Below are 15,263 nucleotides of genomic sequence, written 5' to 3'. Positions count from 1 at the left end.
TAATATACTCTTGAAATACTTGTATTTAAGGCCTTTTTTAAATATTAAAATAATTTTTTTTTGAAATTAAAAGAAAAGAACTACCTTTGCATCATTCGTTCATTCAAATATTGAAAATGTTATCAAGAAAGGTTGAGGGATTAGACCCTATGAAACCTTAGCAACCCTTTGCGCAAGCAAAGAAGGTGCTACGTTCTACCAAATAATTTTGGACAGATAACTTACTGAAGTTCTTTTCAGCCATTTCCTGTGGCATTTTCAATTGTATTAAAATTTAATAGAATTGAAAACAGAACTAAACTATATTAATCTTACGTATCAAACTTATTCCCAAAAGGAATACAATATCTCATTGAGCTATCAGCTTTTTGGGAAAGATCTGTTTACAGCCCCTATCATTTTAATCAATCATGCTCTTACCGGAAATTCAAACGTATCCGGAGAAAAAGGCTGGTGGAAACAGTTGGTAGGAAAAAATCAGATTGTAGATACTGATCAATATACTGTTCTGTGTTTTAATATACCCGGAAACGGATACGACGATTTTTTAATTGAAGACTATGAAGACTTCACGCCTTCAGATATCGCAGCGATATTTCTGAAAGGACTTGAAGTTTTACATATCAAAAATTTATATGCCATTATCGGAGGCTCTCTGGGAGGAGGGATTGCCTGGGAAATGCTTGCCAAGCAGCCGGATCTCGCAGAAATATTTATTCCTATTGCCTGTGATTACAGAACACACGATTGGCTTCATGCACAATGTCTGGTTCAGAAATTTTTATTGAATGATAAAGAAGAACCATTACAGAAAGCAAGAATTCATGCCATGTTGTGTTACAGAACTCCACAGTCACTCAATGACAGATTTCAAAACCAATATAACCAGGACAAACAACGCCTGGAATCAGAAGACTGGTTGGTTTATCATGGTAACGCACTAAACGAAAGGTTTAGTTTAAAAAGTTACAAACTGATGAACCATCTCCTTATGAATATCAACGTTGCTGAAGAAGCACTGGAGAACATACAGGCACGAATGCACATGATCTCCGTAGATACAGACTTATTCTTCCCGGCTTCAGAAATCCGAATGTGTTTTGAAAACTTAAAAGAGAAAAATAAGGATGTTTCTTATCACGAGATCCAATCTATACACGGGCATGATGCCTTCCTAATGGAATATCAACAATTAAATAATATCATTAAAAACATTTTATAGAAGTAATGAAAAATGCTAACGAAATAAAATTTTTGAAGAACAGATCAATCGTCAAATTTGAAGGAGAAGATTTCCTGGGAGAAATCGGGATTGACGGACGAATTTTTAAAGCGCTTACTTTAGCACGTATCAGTGTGGGCGTAATTTCTCAACAAGCCATAGAAAACGGAATTTCAATTCTGGTTCAGGAAAATGATGCAGAAAAAGCAGTAGCTTGTCTTATTGATGAATTTGAAGAAGAAAGAAAATCTGGAAAAGTTTCCCAGATCTACAGTATCAATAATGTTTCTGTGATTGGTTTTGTTGCAGAAGATTTCAATAAAGTCTTTGCAGAACTGGCAAGAAACAATGTTTTCCCATTGCTTTTGAATCAGGTAGCAGGAGAAAACAGAGTCAATATCGTAGTGACTTCTTCTCAGGATGAAAAAACAAGAAACATTATAGAATCTGAAATTTTCAAAAAACCAAAGACCGTTCATCTGGCTATCATTGGTCACGGAAATGTAGGAAAGACATTGATACAACAGGTTTTGGAATCTGCAGAAGAAATTAAAAAGCGTAAAAAAATAGACCTTAAAGTAGTTGCAGTAGCCAACTCTAAGAAAATTGCCTTCAACAAAAAAGGATTTGATGCCAATTGGAGTGATGAGGTTTTAACAGCAGAACATCCATCGAATGTTGAAGAACTAATCAACTTTTCTAATGAAAATCAACTGGAAAATCTGATCGTTGTGGATAACACAGCCAGTAAAGATTTTGTAAAGAATTATCACGCTTTGGCAGAAAACGGATTTGATCTGGTGTCTTCCAACAAAATTTTCAATACCCTTCCGATAGAAGAATACAGAAAACTAAGATATACGTTGAGTAAAAACAACAGACGTTATCTGTATGAAACCAATGTGGGGGCAGGTTTACCGTTAATTGATACCATCAAATTATTACATCTTTCAGGAGAAAATATTACAAGAATCAAAGGTGTATTCTCAGGAACGCTAAGCTATGTGTTCAACAATTTTTCTTTGAGAGACGATAAATTCTCAACCATCATCAATGAAGCTTTGGAAAAAGGATACACAGAACCGGATCCGAGAGAAGACTTATCAGGAAATGATGTAGCAAGAAAATTATTGATTCTGGCGAGAGAATTAGACCTAATCAATGAATTCGGAGATATTAATATTCAGAATCTTGTTCCGGAAAGCTTACTTGAAGTTTCAAAATCAGAATTCCTTTCAAGGTTGGAAGAACTGGATGAAGAATATCAGAAAATAAAAGAAAACCAGGAACCCGGACATGTATTGAGATATGTAGGTGATCTACACGGAGACTTACAGAAAGATAAAGGCGAACTGGATGTAAAACTGGTTTCTGTTCCTGCAACTTCCGCACTAGGACAGTTGAAAGGCTCAGATTCAATCTTTGAAATCTACACAGAAAGCTATGGAGAAAATCCAATTGTGATTATGGGAGCCGGAGCTGGTGCACAGGTAACAGCAAGAGGAGTATTCGGAGATATTTTAAGAGTAAGTGAAACTAAATAATTTGTACAAAGTAAAATGTACAATGTATTCATGAAGAATAGAGCAATGCAGAAGGATTTATTTAACGAAGTATAGAATAAGCAGCCGTAAAATACATTGTACATTATTAAAATTAAAACTATATGGAAAATTTTGAAACATCAGCAATAAGAACCCAAACGGAAAGATCTCAGTTTGATGAGCATTCTACGCCGCTCTATCTTACTTCCAGCTTTATATTTCAGGATGCGGAAGATATGAGAGCAAGCTTTGCTGAAGAAAAACCTAAGAATTTATACAGCCGTTTCTCTAATCCAAACGTAACCGAATTTACAGATAAGATCGCTAAAATGGAAGGGGCAGAAGCTGGATATGCCTTTGCAACAGGAATGGCAGCCATCTATTCTACATTTGCCGCATTACTGAATGCCGGAGATCATATCGTGAGCTGCCAATCAGTATTCGGATCTACACACACGTTGTTTACCAAATATTTCCCGAAATGGAATATCGAAACCTCTTACTTCAAAGCAGAAGATGCAGCGAATGTAGAGCAATATATTAAACCTAATACCAAGATCTTATATCTTGAAACACCTACTAATCCGGCTATTGAAATTCTTGATCTTGAGTTTTTCGGTCAGATCGCTAAAAAACATAACCTTATCTTTATCGTAGATAACTGTTTTGCAACGCCTTATCTTCAGCAGCCTATCAAATACGGTGCAGATATTGTGGTACACTCAGCAACGAAACTGATTGACGGACAGGGAAGAGTTTTAGGTGGAATAGCAGTAGGAAAAGAAGACCTGATCAGAGAAATTTATCTTTTTGCAAGAAATACAGGACCTGCATTGTCTCCTTTTAATGCATGGGTATTATCAAAAAGCCTTGAAACATTGGCAATCCGTGTAGAAAAACACTGTGAGAATGCATTGAAGGTAGCTGAGTTTTTAGAGAGTCATCCTAATGTAGAATTGGTAAAATATCCATTCCTGAAATCTCATCCGAGTTATGAAATTGCCAAAAAGCAGATGAAACTTGGAGGAAATATCGTAGCCTTTGAAATAAAAGGTGGAATAGAAGGAGGAAGAAACTTTTTAGATAAGATACAAATGTGTTCACTATCTGCCAACTTAGGGGATACAAGAACGATCGTTACACATCCGGCATCTACAACGCATTCCAAATTATCAGACGAAGAAAGAAATGAAGTAGGTATTACGGCAGGACTGGTACGTTGTTCAGTAGGATTGGAAAATGTGGAAGATATCATTGCAGATTTAAAACAAGCTTTGGATTAATTCAAATAGCAACTGGTCTTAGCCAAAATAGATTAAAATGAAAAATTCAGAACAATTATATAAAGCTTTATCCGAAAGAATTTTAATTCTTGACGGAGCGATGGGAACCATGCTTCAGAGATACAAATTCGAAGAAGAAGATTACCGAGGAGAGCGTTTCAAAAACTGGGAACATCCGGTAAAAGGAAACAATGACCTGCTTTCTCTGACACAACCTCAGGCGATAGAAGAAGTTCACAAGAAATATCTGGAAGCCGGAGCTGATATCATTGAAACCAATACGTTCTCAGGAACTACTATTGCGATGGCAGATTATCACATGGAAGATCTGGTATACGACCTGAACTATGAGTCAGCAAAAATTGCAAGAAAAGCCTGTGACGAGTATACTGCAAAAAATCCGGACAAACCGAGATTCGTAGCGGGATCTATTGGGCCTACGAACAGAACGGCGAGTTTAAGCCCGGACGTGAATGATCCAGGATACAGAGCCATCACTTTTGAAGAATTGAGAGTAGCTTACAAGCAGCAATGTGAAGCTTTGCTGGATGGAGGTTCAGATATCCTTCTGGTAGAAACCATTTTTGATACTTTAAATGCAAAAGCTGCTTTATTTGCTATTGATGAACTGCAGGACGAAAGAGGAATTAAGATCCCAATCATGGTTTCAGGAACCATTACCGATGCTTCCGGAAGAACTTTGAGTGGACAGACCGCAGAAGCTTTCCTGATCTCAGTTTCACACCTGAATTTACTAAGTGTAGGCTTCAACTGTGCATTGGGAGCGGATCAGCTGACTCCTTATCTTGAAACACTGGCTCATAATTCAGAATTCTACGTTTCAGCATATCCGAATGCCGGTTTACCGAATGCTTTCGGAAAATATGACGAAACTCCGGAAGATATGGCGAGACAGATCAAAGAATATGTAGAGAAAGGATTAATCAATATTATCGGAGGATGTTGTGGTACAACGCCTGAACATATTAAAGCGATTGCAGACCTGGTGGAGAAATATGAGCCAAGGAAATTGAAGAAATTTGTGTGATTTGATAGATTTTTTTAATTAAAATCAAAGATGAAGGCTGAAATATTAATGTTAACTTTAAGTAAACCACAAAGTTAAACATATGGAAAAGCCGATTTACTTAAAAGATTCCGAGGATGTCAGATTATTTAATGAGCTGAGAAAGAAAGTGAACCAAAGAGTAGAATCCATTTCTGAGAACAGAGATATCTACATTAAGATCAAGGCGGTACTTCTTCCACTGGTCTATATTGGTTTATATTTTCTGGCTCTTTTGAATGCCGAAAAGCATTGGATCTACATTCTGAGCTTTGTTTTAATGGGAATTTCTTTGGTTTTGATTTATTTAAACTTAATCCACGAAGCAGCCCATAACAACATTTATAAAAGTAAAAGATTAAACGGGTTGGTTCTTCACATTTTTGATTTTATAGGAGCCAATTCCTATATCTGGAAAAAAAGACATATCGCAAGCCATCACGCTTACCCTAACGTAGATGGATGGGACACGGATATCGAACAGAGCGGACTGCTTTTAATCGTACCGTGGATTAAAGCGAAAGGAGTACAGAAGTATCAGGATAAGTTTTTCTTTTTAGTCTATCCGTTGTATTTGTTCAATTGGATGTTTATAAGAGACTTTAGGGACTTCTTTGATAAGGAAAGGGTGATTTTAAAAACCCAGGGAAAAATACCCACCATTGAAAAAGTAAAAATGATAAGCTATAAGCTGTTCTATTTCTTTTATCAGATTGTGGTTCCTGTAATGTTCTTTAAAGTATCAATAGGATTGGCTTTAGGAGCGTGGTTTTTACAGGTGATATCAGCAAGTATTTTTGCATTGTTTGTTTTACTGCCTTTGCATCCACTTCCTGATAATGCTTTTCCAAAATTAAATAAAGAGAATGGTCTTCCATTCAGCTGGCTTCGTCACCAGTTTGAAGTGACCAATGATCTTAAAGAAAATAACTGGTTGGTAAGAAATATGTTGGGAAATTTCAATTTTCATGTGGCCCATCACCTGTTTCCAAACTACAGTTATATGTATTACAATGAAATTACAGAGGAAATAGAGGAATTTGCTAAAGAACATGATTTAGCATACAAAAGATTTCCACTGATTACAGCTTTAAGTAAGCATAGGGATTTATTGAAGCAGAATGCCAATAATGCCTACTATATTTTAGAAGAATAAAATGAAGTATTTAAGATTATCAGGCCTCGAGCCTCTTATCATAACGCCGGAGAGTAATTTCATCAACGTTGGTGAAAGGACAAACGTTGCCGGTTCCAAAAAATTTCTAAGGCTGATCAAAGAGGAGAAATTCTCTGAAGCCTTAGATATTGCCCGCCATCAGGTAGAAGGAGGTGCCCAGATTCTGGATGTTAACTTTGATGATGGATTGATCGATGGAAAAGCATCGATGATCAAATTTCTGAACTTAATTGCCTCAGAGCCGGATATCGCAAGAATTCCAATCATGGTAGACTCTTCCAAATGGGAAATCCTGGAAGCAGGTCTTCAGGTAGCTCAGGGAAAATGTGTAGTGAATTCTATCAGCTTAAAAGAAGGTGAAGAAGAATTTATCAAACATGCCAAGGCCATTAAAAGATATGGAGCTGCAGTCATTGTCATGGCGTTTGATGAGGTAGGGCAGGCTGATAGTTTTGAACGAAGAATTGAAATCTCAAAACGTTCCTATGATATCATGGTAAATCAGATTGGTTTCCCTGCAGAAGATATCATTTTCGACTTAAATATCTTTCCGGTGGCAACTGGAATGGATGAGCACAGAAGAAATGCCATCGATTTTATTGAAGCAACACGCTGGGTAAGACAAAACCTTCCATACGCATCAGTGAGTGGAGGAGTGAGTAATGTTTCTTTCTCTTTCCGTGGAAATGATACGGTGAGAGAAGCCATGCACTCCGTATTTCTTTACCATGCGATTCAGGCAGGAATGAACATTGGTATTGTGAACCCGGCAATGCTGGAAGTGTATGATGAGATCAATAAAGAATTACTGGAGCTTGTAGAAGATGTCATTCTGGATAAAAGAGAAGATGCAACAGAAAGACTTCTTGACTATTCCGAAAAACATAAATCAGTTAAGAAAGAAAAAACCGAAGACTTAGAATGGAGAAACAATCCTTTGCAGGAAAGAATTACTTATGCTCTGGTAAAAGGAATTGACCGTTTCATTGAAGAAGATGTAGAAGAAGCAAGACAATTGGCAGAAAGACCGCTACATGTCATCGAAATTAATCTGATGACCGGAATGGGAGTCGTAGGAGATTTATTCGGAAGCGGAAAAATGTTCCTTCCTCAGGTAGTGAAGTCGGCAAGGGTAATGAAAAAGGCGGTAGCTTATTTACAACCTTTTATTGAAGCAGAAAAAGACGGATCGAGACCTGCTAATGGTAAAGTCTTAATGGCAACCGTAAAAGGTGATGTTCATGATATCGGTAAAAATATTGTGAGTGTTGTTCTAGGTTGTAACAACTATGAAATCGTCGACCTTGGAGTGATGGTTCCTGCTGAAAAGATTATACAGACCGCTATTGAAGAAAAAGTAGACGTTATAGGATTGAGCGGACTTATTACGCCAAGTCTGGATGAAATGGTCTATATCGCTTCAGAATTAGAAAGACAAAACTTAGATTTTCCTTTATTAATTGGTGGTGCTACAACTTCAAAAGCGCACACTGCAGTGAAAATCGATTTAAAATATAAAAATGCCGTTGTTCACGTAAATGATGCCTCAAGAGCTGTAAATGTTGTGAGTTCATTATTAGGTGACAGAAATAAAGAATATGTTTCGGATTTAAAGAATGACTATTCCGATTTCAGAGAAAAATTCCTGAACAGGCAAGTGGATAAAGATTATGTCTCCATTGAAGAAGCAAGAGAAAATCATTTTAAAATTGATTGGGAAAACGAAGAAATATTCACTCCGAATACAATAGGAATAAAAGTCATCGAGAATCAGGATTTAAGAGAACTTCTTCCTTTCATCGATTGGTCTCCGTTTTTCAGAAGCTGGGATCTTCACGGGAAATACCCGAATATCTTAGAAGATGAGGTAGTGGGTGCTCAGGCGAAAGAACTGTTCAAAGATGCTCAGATTATTTTAAAAAGAATTCTGGATGAGAAACTGTTGACGGCAAAAGCCATCTTCGGAATTTTTAAAGCCAATTCCAATGAATCTGATGATATCTTAATCTTTGATGAAGATAATAATGAGCAGGCGAAGTTTTTAACCCTTAGACAGCAGGCTCAGAGATCAAAAGGAAAAGACTATTTAGCTCTGAGTGACTTCATCGCCCCTCAAAGTTCCGGAAAAACTGATTACGTGGGAGCATTCTGCGTAACCACCGGATTTGGAACTGATGAACTGTCTGCAGAATATGAAAAAGCCAATGATGATTACAATTCCATCATGGTAAAAGCCCTTGCAGACCGTTTTGCCGAAGCCTATGCCGAATTTTTGCATAAAAAAGTAAGAACAGAATACTGGGGATATGCCAATCAGGAAACTTTAAGCAATGAAGAGCTTATTGCCGAAAAATACAAAGGAATCCGTCCGGCTCCAGGTTATCCGGCTTGCCCTGACCATCTGGAAAAGAAAACCATCTGGGATCTATTAAAAGTAGAAGAAAATACAGGTGTTTTCCTTACAGAAAGCCTTGCCATGTTCCCTACAGCATCTGTTTCCGGATATTATTTCGGAAGCCCGCATGCCAAATATTTCGGATTAGGAAAAATTACAGAAGACCAGCTTAAAGATTATGCAGCAAGAAGAGGTTGTAGCATCCAGGAAGCGAGAAAATGGTTGTCACCAAATTTAGCAGATTAACATTGACATGAAGATAACAGAACACATTAAAAATGCAAATGGAAAAACTTTATTCTCCTTAGAAGTTGTTCCGCCACAGAAAGGAATCGGGATTGAAGACCTCTATACCAATATAGATCCGTTGATGGAGTTCAAACCACCTTTCATTGACGTGACGACATCCAGAGAAGAATACATTTATCTGGACAAAGGAAATGGCTTGATGGAACGCCGTATTACAAGAATGCGCCCGGGAACACTAGGGATTTGTGCAGCGATTCAACATAAATATAATGTAGATACAGTACCACACCTTCTTTGCGGAGGTTTTACAAAAGAAGAAACAGAATATCTTTTGGTAGACTGTATGTACCTTGGAATTGATAATGTAATGGCCTTGAGAGGAGATGCCATGAAAGGACATCAGTATTTTGAACCTACTCAGGGAGGACATGCCAGTGCAATGGATCTGGTGAATCAGATTAATAACCTGGGAAGAGGGAAATATCTTCATAACGAAGAACAGGTTTGTGATGAGTTGAACAAATTCTGCATCGGTGTAGCCGGATATCCTGAAAAGCATATGGAAGCCCCTTCTATGAATTATGACCTCAAGTGGCTGAAACAAAAAGTAGATGCCGGAGCAGATTATATCGTTACCCAAATGTTTTTTGACAATAAAAAGTATATAGAATTCGTTCAGAAAGCAAGAGAAATGGGAATTACAGTTCCAATCATTCCGGGAATTAAACCGATTGCCACAAAGAAGCACTTGAAAATCCTGCCACAGGTATTCAAAATAGATCTTCCTGAAGAACTGATCAATGAAGTGGAAAATGCAAAGAATAATGAAGCTGTAAAGCAGATCGGAATAGAGTGGTCCATCGCTCAATGCAAAGAATTGCTGGATTTCGGAGTTCCTGTTCTGCACTTCTACTCCATGGGAAAGAGTGATAATATTAAAAAAGTAGCCGGTGAGCTATTCTAATAAAAGTACCAAAATGAAGGAACCCTGCTTTAAAAAGCAGGGTTTTTATTTTTTAATCTGATACAGAATTAATTTTAAAGATAGAAGACATGAAGAAAGCCGTAGGCTATACACCCGCTTAGAAAGAATCGACTTTGTTGATTCCATCTTTGCTTCCTCAAAAATATAACGACAGTAAATAAAAGCTTTGCGTCAAATACCCTAAAGCATCCAAGAAAAATTAAACTTCCATCATCCTTACTCTAAAGACCAGTATGTCTCTCAAACTCCTTACTCCTGTCAAATAAGTATCTATAAGTAGCAAGCTTTCGCGTAACCGTTGTGTCAAGAGCTTCTGCAATCTTAATCATTTTAGGATTAAAATCACCAATCCACTGTAGCTCCGTAATCGTAAAGTCCGTATGTTTTCTCAAATGTTGAGTTCCTTCCCAGATCATATATCCGTCAATACCTTTCTTCTGCCATTCAGGGACAACACCGAAAACAAGTCCCACCATTTTTTCATTCTTTTTAAAACGCTTTAAAAACAAAAATTTAAGCTTTTCAAAAATTCCGAATTTTCCATTTAGATATTTAAACCACTGGTTGAGGTCTGGCATATTGATCCACATCGCAATAGGGGTGTCGTTTTCATATACAAACCATGAAATATGCTCATTGATAATAGGTTTCATAGTGTTGAACATCTTCAGAACTTTTGCTCCCTCAAGATGCTTTCCTTCCCCATGAGAAGCCCATGCTTTATTATAAACTTCTGTAAAGTCCCTGGCAAACTTGGGCAGATTATTCTTTTTCATAGGTTGGGCTGAGATCGCAGGGTTTCTTCTGTTCTTTTCATGGGCAATCGTAAAGATCCTCGACACTTCCGCAAAAACAGGTCTGGTAAAACAAAGCTGCTCAAAATAAATCTGAAAACCATAATTCTCAAAAAGATGTTTGTAATAAGGAAAGTTGTAATTCATTCCGAACAAAGGTTCGGCAAAACCTTCAATCAAAAGACCCCAGAACTTATCCCGTTCCCCAAAATTAATGGGTCCATCCATCGCCTCCATTCCTTTTTCCTGAAGCCAGTTTTTGCAATGGTCAAAAATAAAATGGGCCGTTTCCTGATCATTGATACAGTCGAAAAAACCTATTCCTCCCGTAGGTTGCTTTTGCTCATAACAGCCGTTGACAAAAACAGCTACTTTCCCAACGGTGTTGCCATTCTTTTTAAACAGAAACCTTTTACATTCTCCGTTTTTAAAGAATTTATTCTTGGCAGGATCAAAAATCTCCTCAATATGTTTATCTAAAGGACGGATATAATTTTTGTCGTGTTGATAAAGGCGGGCCGGGAATTCCAGAAATTCCCTTTTATGGAGTTGGTTTTGTACTTCTTCGACAATAATCATATGTTTTTTTATCAGAAATGGCTATAAAAGATAATGTTTTTCATCTTATTTGAAATAGACAAAAAGATATTATCCGTATTTTTGCTGCAAATTAAATAAAAATGGTTGATTTTACTGATAACGACGATGATATTTTCACTGGAAAAGAACATACGCCTATAAGGGAAGATGCTTTTGATAAATCGCCACAGGAAAAAATTGAAAAAATTACTGAGCTTTTTGGTGAGATTATGGAAACGCTGGGAATGGACATGACAGATGATTCTCTGAAAGACTCTCCAAGACGTGTTGCCAAAATGTATGTGAACGAGATCTTCGGAGGACTTCTTCCTGAAAACAAACCAGGAATCTCCACGTTCTCCAACAAATACAAATACCGTCAGATGTTGGTAGAGAAGGATATCACCGTATATTCTTTCTGCGAACACCACTTTTTACCCATCATAGGAAGAGCACATGTTGCTTATATTTCTAATGGGGAAGTGATTGGTCTTTCAAAAATTAACAGAATTGTAGATTACTATGCGAAAAGACCACAGGTTCAGGAAAGACTTACCATGCAGATTGTAGATGCTTTGAAAGAAGCTTTGGGAACAAAAGACGTAGCGTGTATTATTGATGCAAAACACCTTTGTGTAAACTGCAGAGGAATAAAAGATACGGCAAGTTCTACCATTACTGCAGAACTAAGTGGTATTTTCAGAACAAACCCTATTACAAGACAGGAATTCTTACATTACGTAGGAAGCCATGCAAAACTGGATTAAGAAATAATGAATTACCAGATTCTTAGAAATATTATCGATGCCGAGCTTCAGAGATTTCAAAGTATCACTGAAGAAGAATGGTCACATAAGGGTTCTTCAGAAAAATGGTCCAAAAAAGAAATTATTGGCCATCTTTGTGACAGTGCTTTTACAAATATCCGTAGATTTGTTGTGACACAATATAAAGAGAACGAAAATATTGTATATGACCAGAATTTTTGGGTAAAAGCTCAGAACTATCAGAATGTTCCTACCTCAGATCTTATTGATCTGTGGAAATCTTTGAACTATCAGATTGTTCATATCGTAGAAAATATCCCGGACGAAGCATTACAGAGAACCTGTGATACGACCAAAACAGAACCTCGGGTCTATACATTGGAGTTTATTATCGATGATTATGTAGATCATTTACAGCATCATTTAAAAGCGATTTAATTATGATAAAATTTAAAAAAGTTTCGGATAAGATTTTTATCACAACGATTATTTGTTGTGACAAAAGTAATTTTTAACTCAATTTTGAATCTTTAAAATCATTAAATCTTTTAACTTAAAAATAAATGCAATTAAAAATATATAACTCGCTTACAGCAGAAAAAGAAATATTCAAACCTATCTTAGAAGGAAATGTCGGAATGTATGTCTGCGGACCTACAGTGTACAGCAATGTACATTTAGGGAATGTAAGAACTTTCCTTTCTTTCGATTTTATCTATCGTACCCTGATGCATTTGGGGTATAAAGTAAGATATGTAAGAAATATTACTGATGCAGGTCACCTTACCGATGATGGAAATGTTGATAACGACAGATTCGTAAAACAGACCAGACTTGAAAAACTGGAACCTATGGAAATTGTACAGAAGTATACCGTAGATTTTCACAAAGTGCTGGATATGTTCAACTTACTCCCTCCAAACATCGAACCTACCGCTACAGGACACATTGTAGAGCAGATCGAGTTAACTCAAAAACTGATTGAAAGAGGCTTTGCTTACGAAAGCAACGGTTCAGTATACTTTGATGTTTTGGAATACAACAAAAGAGGGCTGAACTATGGTGAACTTTCAAAACGTAATATAGAAGAACTTTTCGCCAATACCAGAGACCTTGACGGGCAGGGAGAAAAGAAAAACCCACAGGATTTTGCATTGTGGAAAAAAGCATCCCCAGCCCACATCATGAGATGGAATTCCCCTTGGGGAGAAGGTTTCCCGGGATGGCATCTTGAATGTACTGCAATGAGTACAAAATATCTGGGTGAAACATTCGATATCCATGGAGGAGGAATGGACCTTAAATTCCCTCACCACGAATGTGAAATTGCACAAGGGAAAGCTTGCAACGATGCTGCGCCGGTAAATTACTGGATGCACGCCAATATGCTTACGATGAATTCTCAGCGTATGAGCAAATCTACAGGAAACTATATCCTTCCGATGCAGTTGGTGACAGGAGATAATGACTTCTTTGAAAAACCTTTCCACCCTTCAATTGTACGTTTCTGCTTCCTGCAGGCGCACTACAGAAGTGTTCTGGATATTTCAAATGATGCCATGATAGCCAGTGAAAAAGGATTTATCAGATTAATGGAAGCAGTGAAAGTATTGAATTCTATTACTCCAGATGATACCAAACAATCCGGTTTCAGCCTGAAAGAGTGGAAAGATAAAGCCTATGAAGCATTAACAGATGATTTCAACTCACCAATCCTGATTGCTCACTTGTTTGAAGCGGTGAAATACATCTTTGCTTTAAACGATGGTAAGGAAACGATCTCAACAGATGATCTTGAAGATTTGAAAACTACACTCAATGCCTTTATCTTTGATGTTCTTGGACTACAGACCGTAGAAGAGAATAACAATGAAAAGCTGGATCAGACCCTAAAAGTTTTGATCGAATTGAGAAATCAAGCAAGAAAATCAAAAAATTTCGAACTTTCAGACCAGATCAGAGATAAACTGCTTGCAGAAGGTATCGAATTAAAAGATGGAAGAGACGGAACATCATACGTTCTGAACTAGACAATATAACTTCGTTTTATCCCCATTCCGTAGGAGTCCCACATATTTAGGATTCTTACGGAATGTTTTTTTTATCCCTTTTAGAGAATATATCCGTATTTCAGATTCTGTCTCTTTGTCCTTCACTTCCGCACCCATACTCAAACTCTATTACTCTCCAACCCTCGAACTCTCCAACTCTCCAACCCAATTAGGAGCTAATTCCTGCTATCCATTTCTACTCCTCGCACCGAGGCTTTTCCACGCTCCAACCCCCAGCTGCGGGGTAACCATTTCTATCAGGGCTAGGGAAGGAGTTGTAAATGATGAATGATGAGTTATGAATTATAAATTATGAGTTTCGGGTTATTGAGTTGCGAGTTTCGTGTTTCCAGGTAGAAAAGGAACCTTGCTGATTTCTATGGAAACAGGTTATTGAGTATCAATCTCTATTCCCATTGTGTCATTCCTGAGGAATTCAAACTTCTTTACGAGAGTCTTAAAGGAAGTAAAATGACAGTATAATGTCTAAGGCCTTTTAGCATTTAGTATTAGCAGTGTCATGCTGAGCAGAGTCGAAGCATTTTAATTATGGGTATAGGAGTTAAATCTTATTACTCTATATACTATCTATACTCTTTAGCATTTCCCATCCTTCCCATTCTATATATAATAAAGTAGGAATCCCTTCTCTGTGTAAATCTGCGAGATCTGTGGGCAATTATCACCCCGCAAATAAACAACAATCTCCCTTCATTATATATATGACTTTCTATCAATAGGAACGGGCTTTAGCCCGTTTAGTAAAAAATAACTCCTTCATTCGGCTTTAGCCAAAACTTATATATAGGCTATTAATATAAACAAAGCTCTACTATATAATATATATACCTTATTTTGATCAATGGTCATCACCCCAAAACCCCACATCTCGTCCCCCGAATCATCCCTCTCACCCTCTCCAACACTCCAACACTCCAACTCTCCAACTCTCCCACGTTCTCACCCAACCCTCCAAACAAATGTTTAAAATTTTTCACCCTGCCTTCCAGTGTATTAGGATAAAATATGGTTTCAATATGAAATTTATGTTAAATAAAGTTGCGTGGTGTATGGGAAGTTTCTATCTTTGCCCCACTGAAAAACGAAAGACATTCAGTAGCGCAGAAGCGCCTTTAGAAAGGCAGAAACAT

The 15,263-nt window shown here is 37.3% G+C and carries 11 protein-coding genes and 1 riboswitch; of the genes, 10 read left to right on the top strand and 1 reads right to left on the bottom strand.

Annotation, left to right across the window (positions count from 1 at the left end; genetic code table 11):
• Positions 1-116: 116 nt before the first annotated feature.
• Positions 117-223: riboswitch (SAM riboswitch) on the top strand.
• Positions 224-283: 60 nt separating this feature from the next.
• The 7 genes from ACMA47_RS08560 to metF all read left to right on the top strand — a co-directional run bounded on the left by ACMA47_RS08560 (position 284) and on the right by metF (position 9,900).
• Complete coding sequence (locus ACMA47_RS08560; RefSeq protein WP_413929470.1) at positions 284-1,222, top strand: alpha/beta fold hydrolase; 939 nt, start codon at positions 284-286, stop codon at positions 1,220-1,222.
• A 5-nt stretch (positions 1,223-1,227) separates the two neighbouring features.
• Positions 1,228-2,766, top strand: coding sequence for an ACT domain-containing protein (locus ACMA47_RS08555; RefSeq protein WP_413929469.1), 1,539 nt, complete (start codon positions 1,228-1,230; stop codon positions 2,764-2,766).
• A 122-nt stretch (positions 2,767-2,888) separates the two neighbouring features.
• A complete protein-coding gene (locus ACMA47_RS08550; protein ID WP_413929468.1) occupies positions 2,889-4,049 on the top strand; it encodes an O-succinylhomoserine sulfhydrylase in 1,161 nt (386 codons plus the stop codon).
• A gap of 37 nt (positions 4,050-4,086) precedes the next feature.
• Positions 4,087-5,097, top strand: a complete 1,011-nt coding sequence (locus ACMA47_RS08545; RefSeq protein WP_413929467.1) for a homocysteine S-methyltransferase family protein — start codon at positions 4,087-4,089, stop codon at positions 5,095-5,097.
• A gap of 82 nt (positions 5,098-5,179) precedes the next feature.
• Positions 5,180-6,271, top strand: coding sequence for a fatty acid desaturase family protein (locus ACMA47_RS08540; protein WP_413929466.1), 1,092 nt, complete (start codon positions 5,180-5,182; stop codon positions 6,269-6,271).
• Between the two features lies 1 nt (position 6,272).
• A complete protein-coding gene (metH, locus tag ACMA47_RS08535) occupies positions 6,273-8,933 on the top strand; it encodes a methionine synthase (protein WP_413929465.1) in 2,661 nt (886 codons plus the stop codon).
• A gap of 7 nt (positions 8,934-8,940) precedes the next feature.
• Positions 8,941-9,900: a methylenetetrahydrofolate reductase [NAD(P)H] gene (gene metF / locus ACMA47_RS08530; RefSeq protein ID WP_034694800.1), complete on the top strand. Its 960-nt coding sequence runs from the start codon at positions 8,941-8,943 to the stop codon at positions 9,898-9,900.
• A gap of 242 nt (positions 9,901-10,142) precedes the next feature.
• On the opposite strand, the gene ACMA47_RS08525 is transcribed toward metF, so the two are convergent.
• Entirely contained in the window at positions 10,143-11,294 is a 1,152-nt protein-coding gene (locus ACMA47_RS08525; RefSeq protein WP_413929464.1) for a hypothetical protein, read from the bottom strand.
• Positions 11,295-11,395: 101 nt separating this feature from the next.
• On the opposite strand from ACMA47_RS08525, the gene folE reads away from it, so the two are divergent.
• From folE to cysS, 3 genes are all read left to right on the top strand, one after another.
• On the top strand, positions 11,396-12,061 hold the full coding sequence (gene folE / locus ACMA47_RS08520; RefSeq protein WP_034694807.1) for a GTP cyclohydrolase I FolE: 666 nt from the start codon (positions 11,396-11,398) through the stop codon (positions 12,059-12,061).
• 6 nt (positions 12,062-12,067) lie between these two features.
• Positions 12,068-12,499 carry a DinB family protein gene (locus tag ACMA47_RS08515; RefSeq protein ID WP_413929463.1) on the top strand — a complete coding sequence of 144 codons (432 nt, stop codon included), beginning with the start codon at positions 12,068-12,070 and terminating at the stop codon, positions 12,497-12,499.
• Positions 12,500-12,624: 125 nt separating this feature from the next.
• Positions 12,625-14,091: a cysteine--tRNA ligase gene (cysS, locus tag ACMA47_RS08510; RefSeq protein ID WP_413929462.1), complete on the top strand. Its 1,467-nt coding sequence runs from the start codon at positions 12,625-12,627 to the stop codon at positions 14,089-14,091.
• Positions 14,092-15,263: the final 1,172 nt, after the last annotated feature.

Source organism: Chryseobacterium sp. T20 (genome assembly GCF_047345655.1).
Taxonomy (GTDB): Bacteria; Bacteroidota; Bacteroidia; order Flavobacteriales; family Weeksellaceae; genus Chryseobacterium.
This window is presented reverse-complemented; position numbering and strand designations above follow the sequence as displayed.

Coding starts and splice junctions, on each gene's coding strand:
- ACMA47_RS08555 (WP_413929469.1), top strand. CDS start 1,228: ATGAAAAATGCTAACGAAATAAAATTTTTGAAGAACAGATCAATCGTC.
- ACMA47_RS08550 (WP_413929468.1), top strand. CDS start 2,889: ATGGAAAATTTTGAAACATCAGCAATAAGAACCCAAACGGAAAGATCT.
- ACMA47_RS08545 (WP_413929467.1), top strand. CDS start 4,087: ATGAAAAATTCAGAACAATTATATAAAGCTTTATCCGAAAGAATTTTA.
- ACMA47_RS08540 (WP_413929466.1), top strand. CDS start 5,180: ATGGAAAAGCCGATTTACTTAAAAGATTCCGAGGATGTCAGATTATTT.
- metH (WP_413929465.1), top strand. CDS start 6,273: ATGAAGTATTTAAGATTATCAGGCCTCGAGCCTCTTATCATAACGCCG.
- metF (WP_034694800.1), top strand. CDS start 8,941: ATGAAGATAACAGAACACATTAAAAATGCAAATGGAAAAACTTTATTC.
- ACMA47_RS08525 (WP_413929464.1), bottom strand. CDS start 11,294: ATGATTATTGTCGAAGAAGTACAAAACCAACTCCATAAAAGGGAATTT.
- folE (WP_034694807.1), top strand. CDS start 11,396: ATGGTTGATTTTACTGATAACGACGATGATATTTTCACTGGAAAAGAA.
- ACMA47_RS08515 (WP_413929463.1), top strand. CDS start 12,068: ATGAATTACCAGATTCTTAGAAATATTATCGATGCCGAGCTTCAGAGA.
- cysS (WP_413929462.1), top strand. CDS start 12,625: ATGCAATTAAAAATATATAACTCGCTTACAGCAGAAAAAGAAATATTC.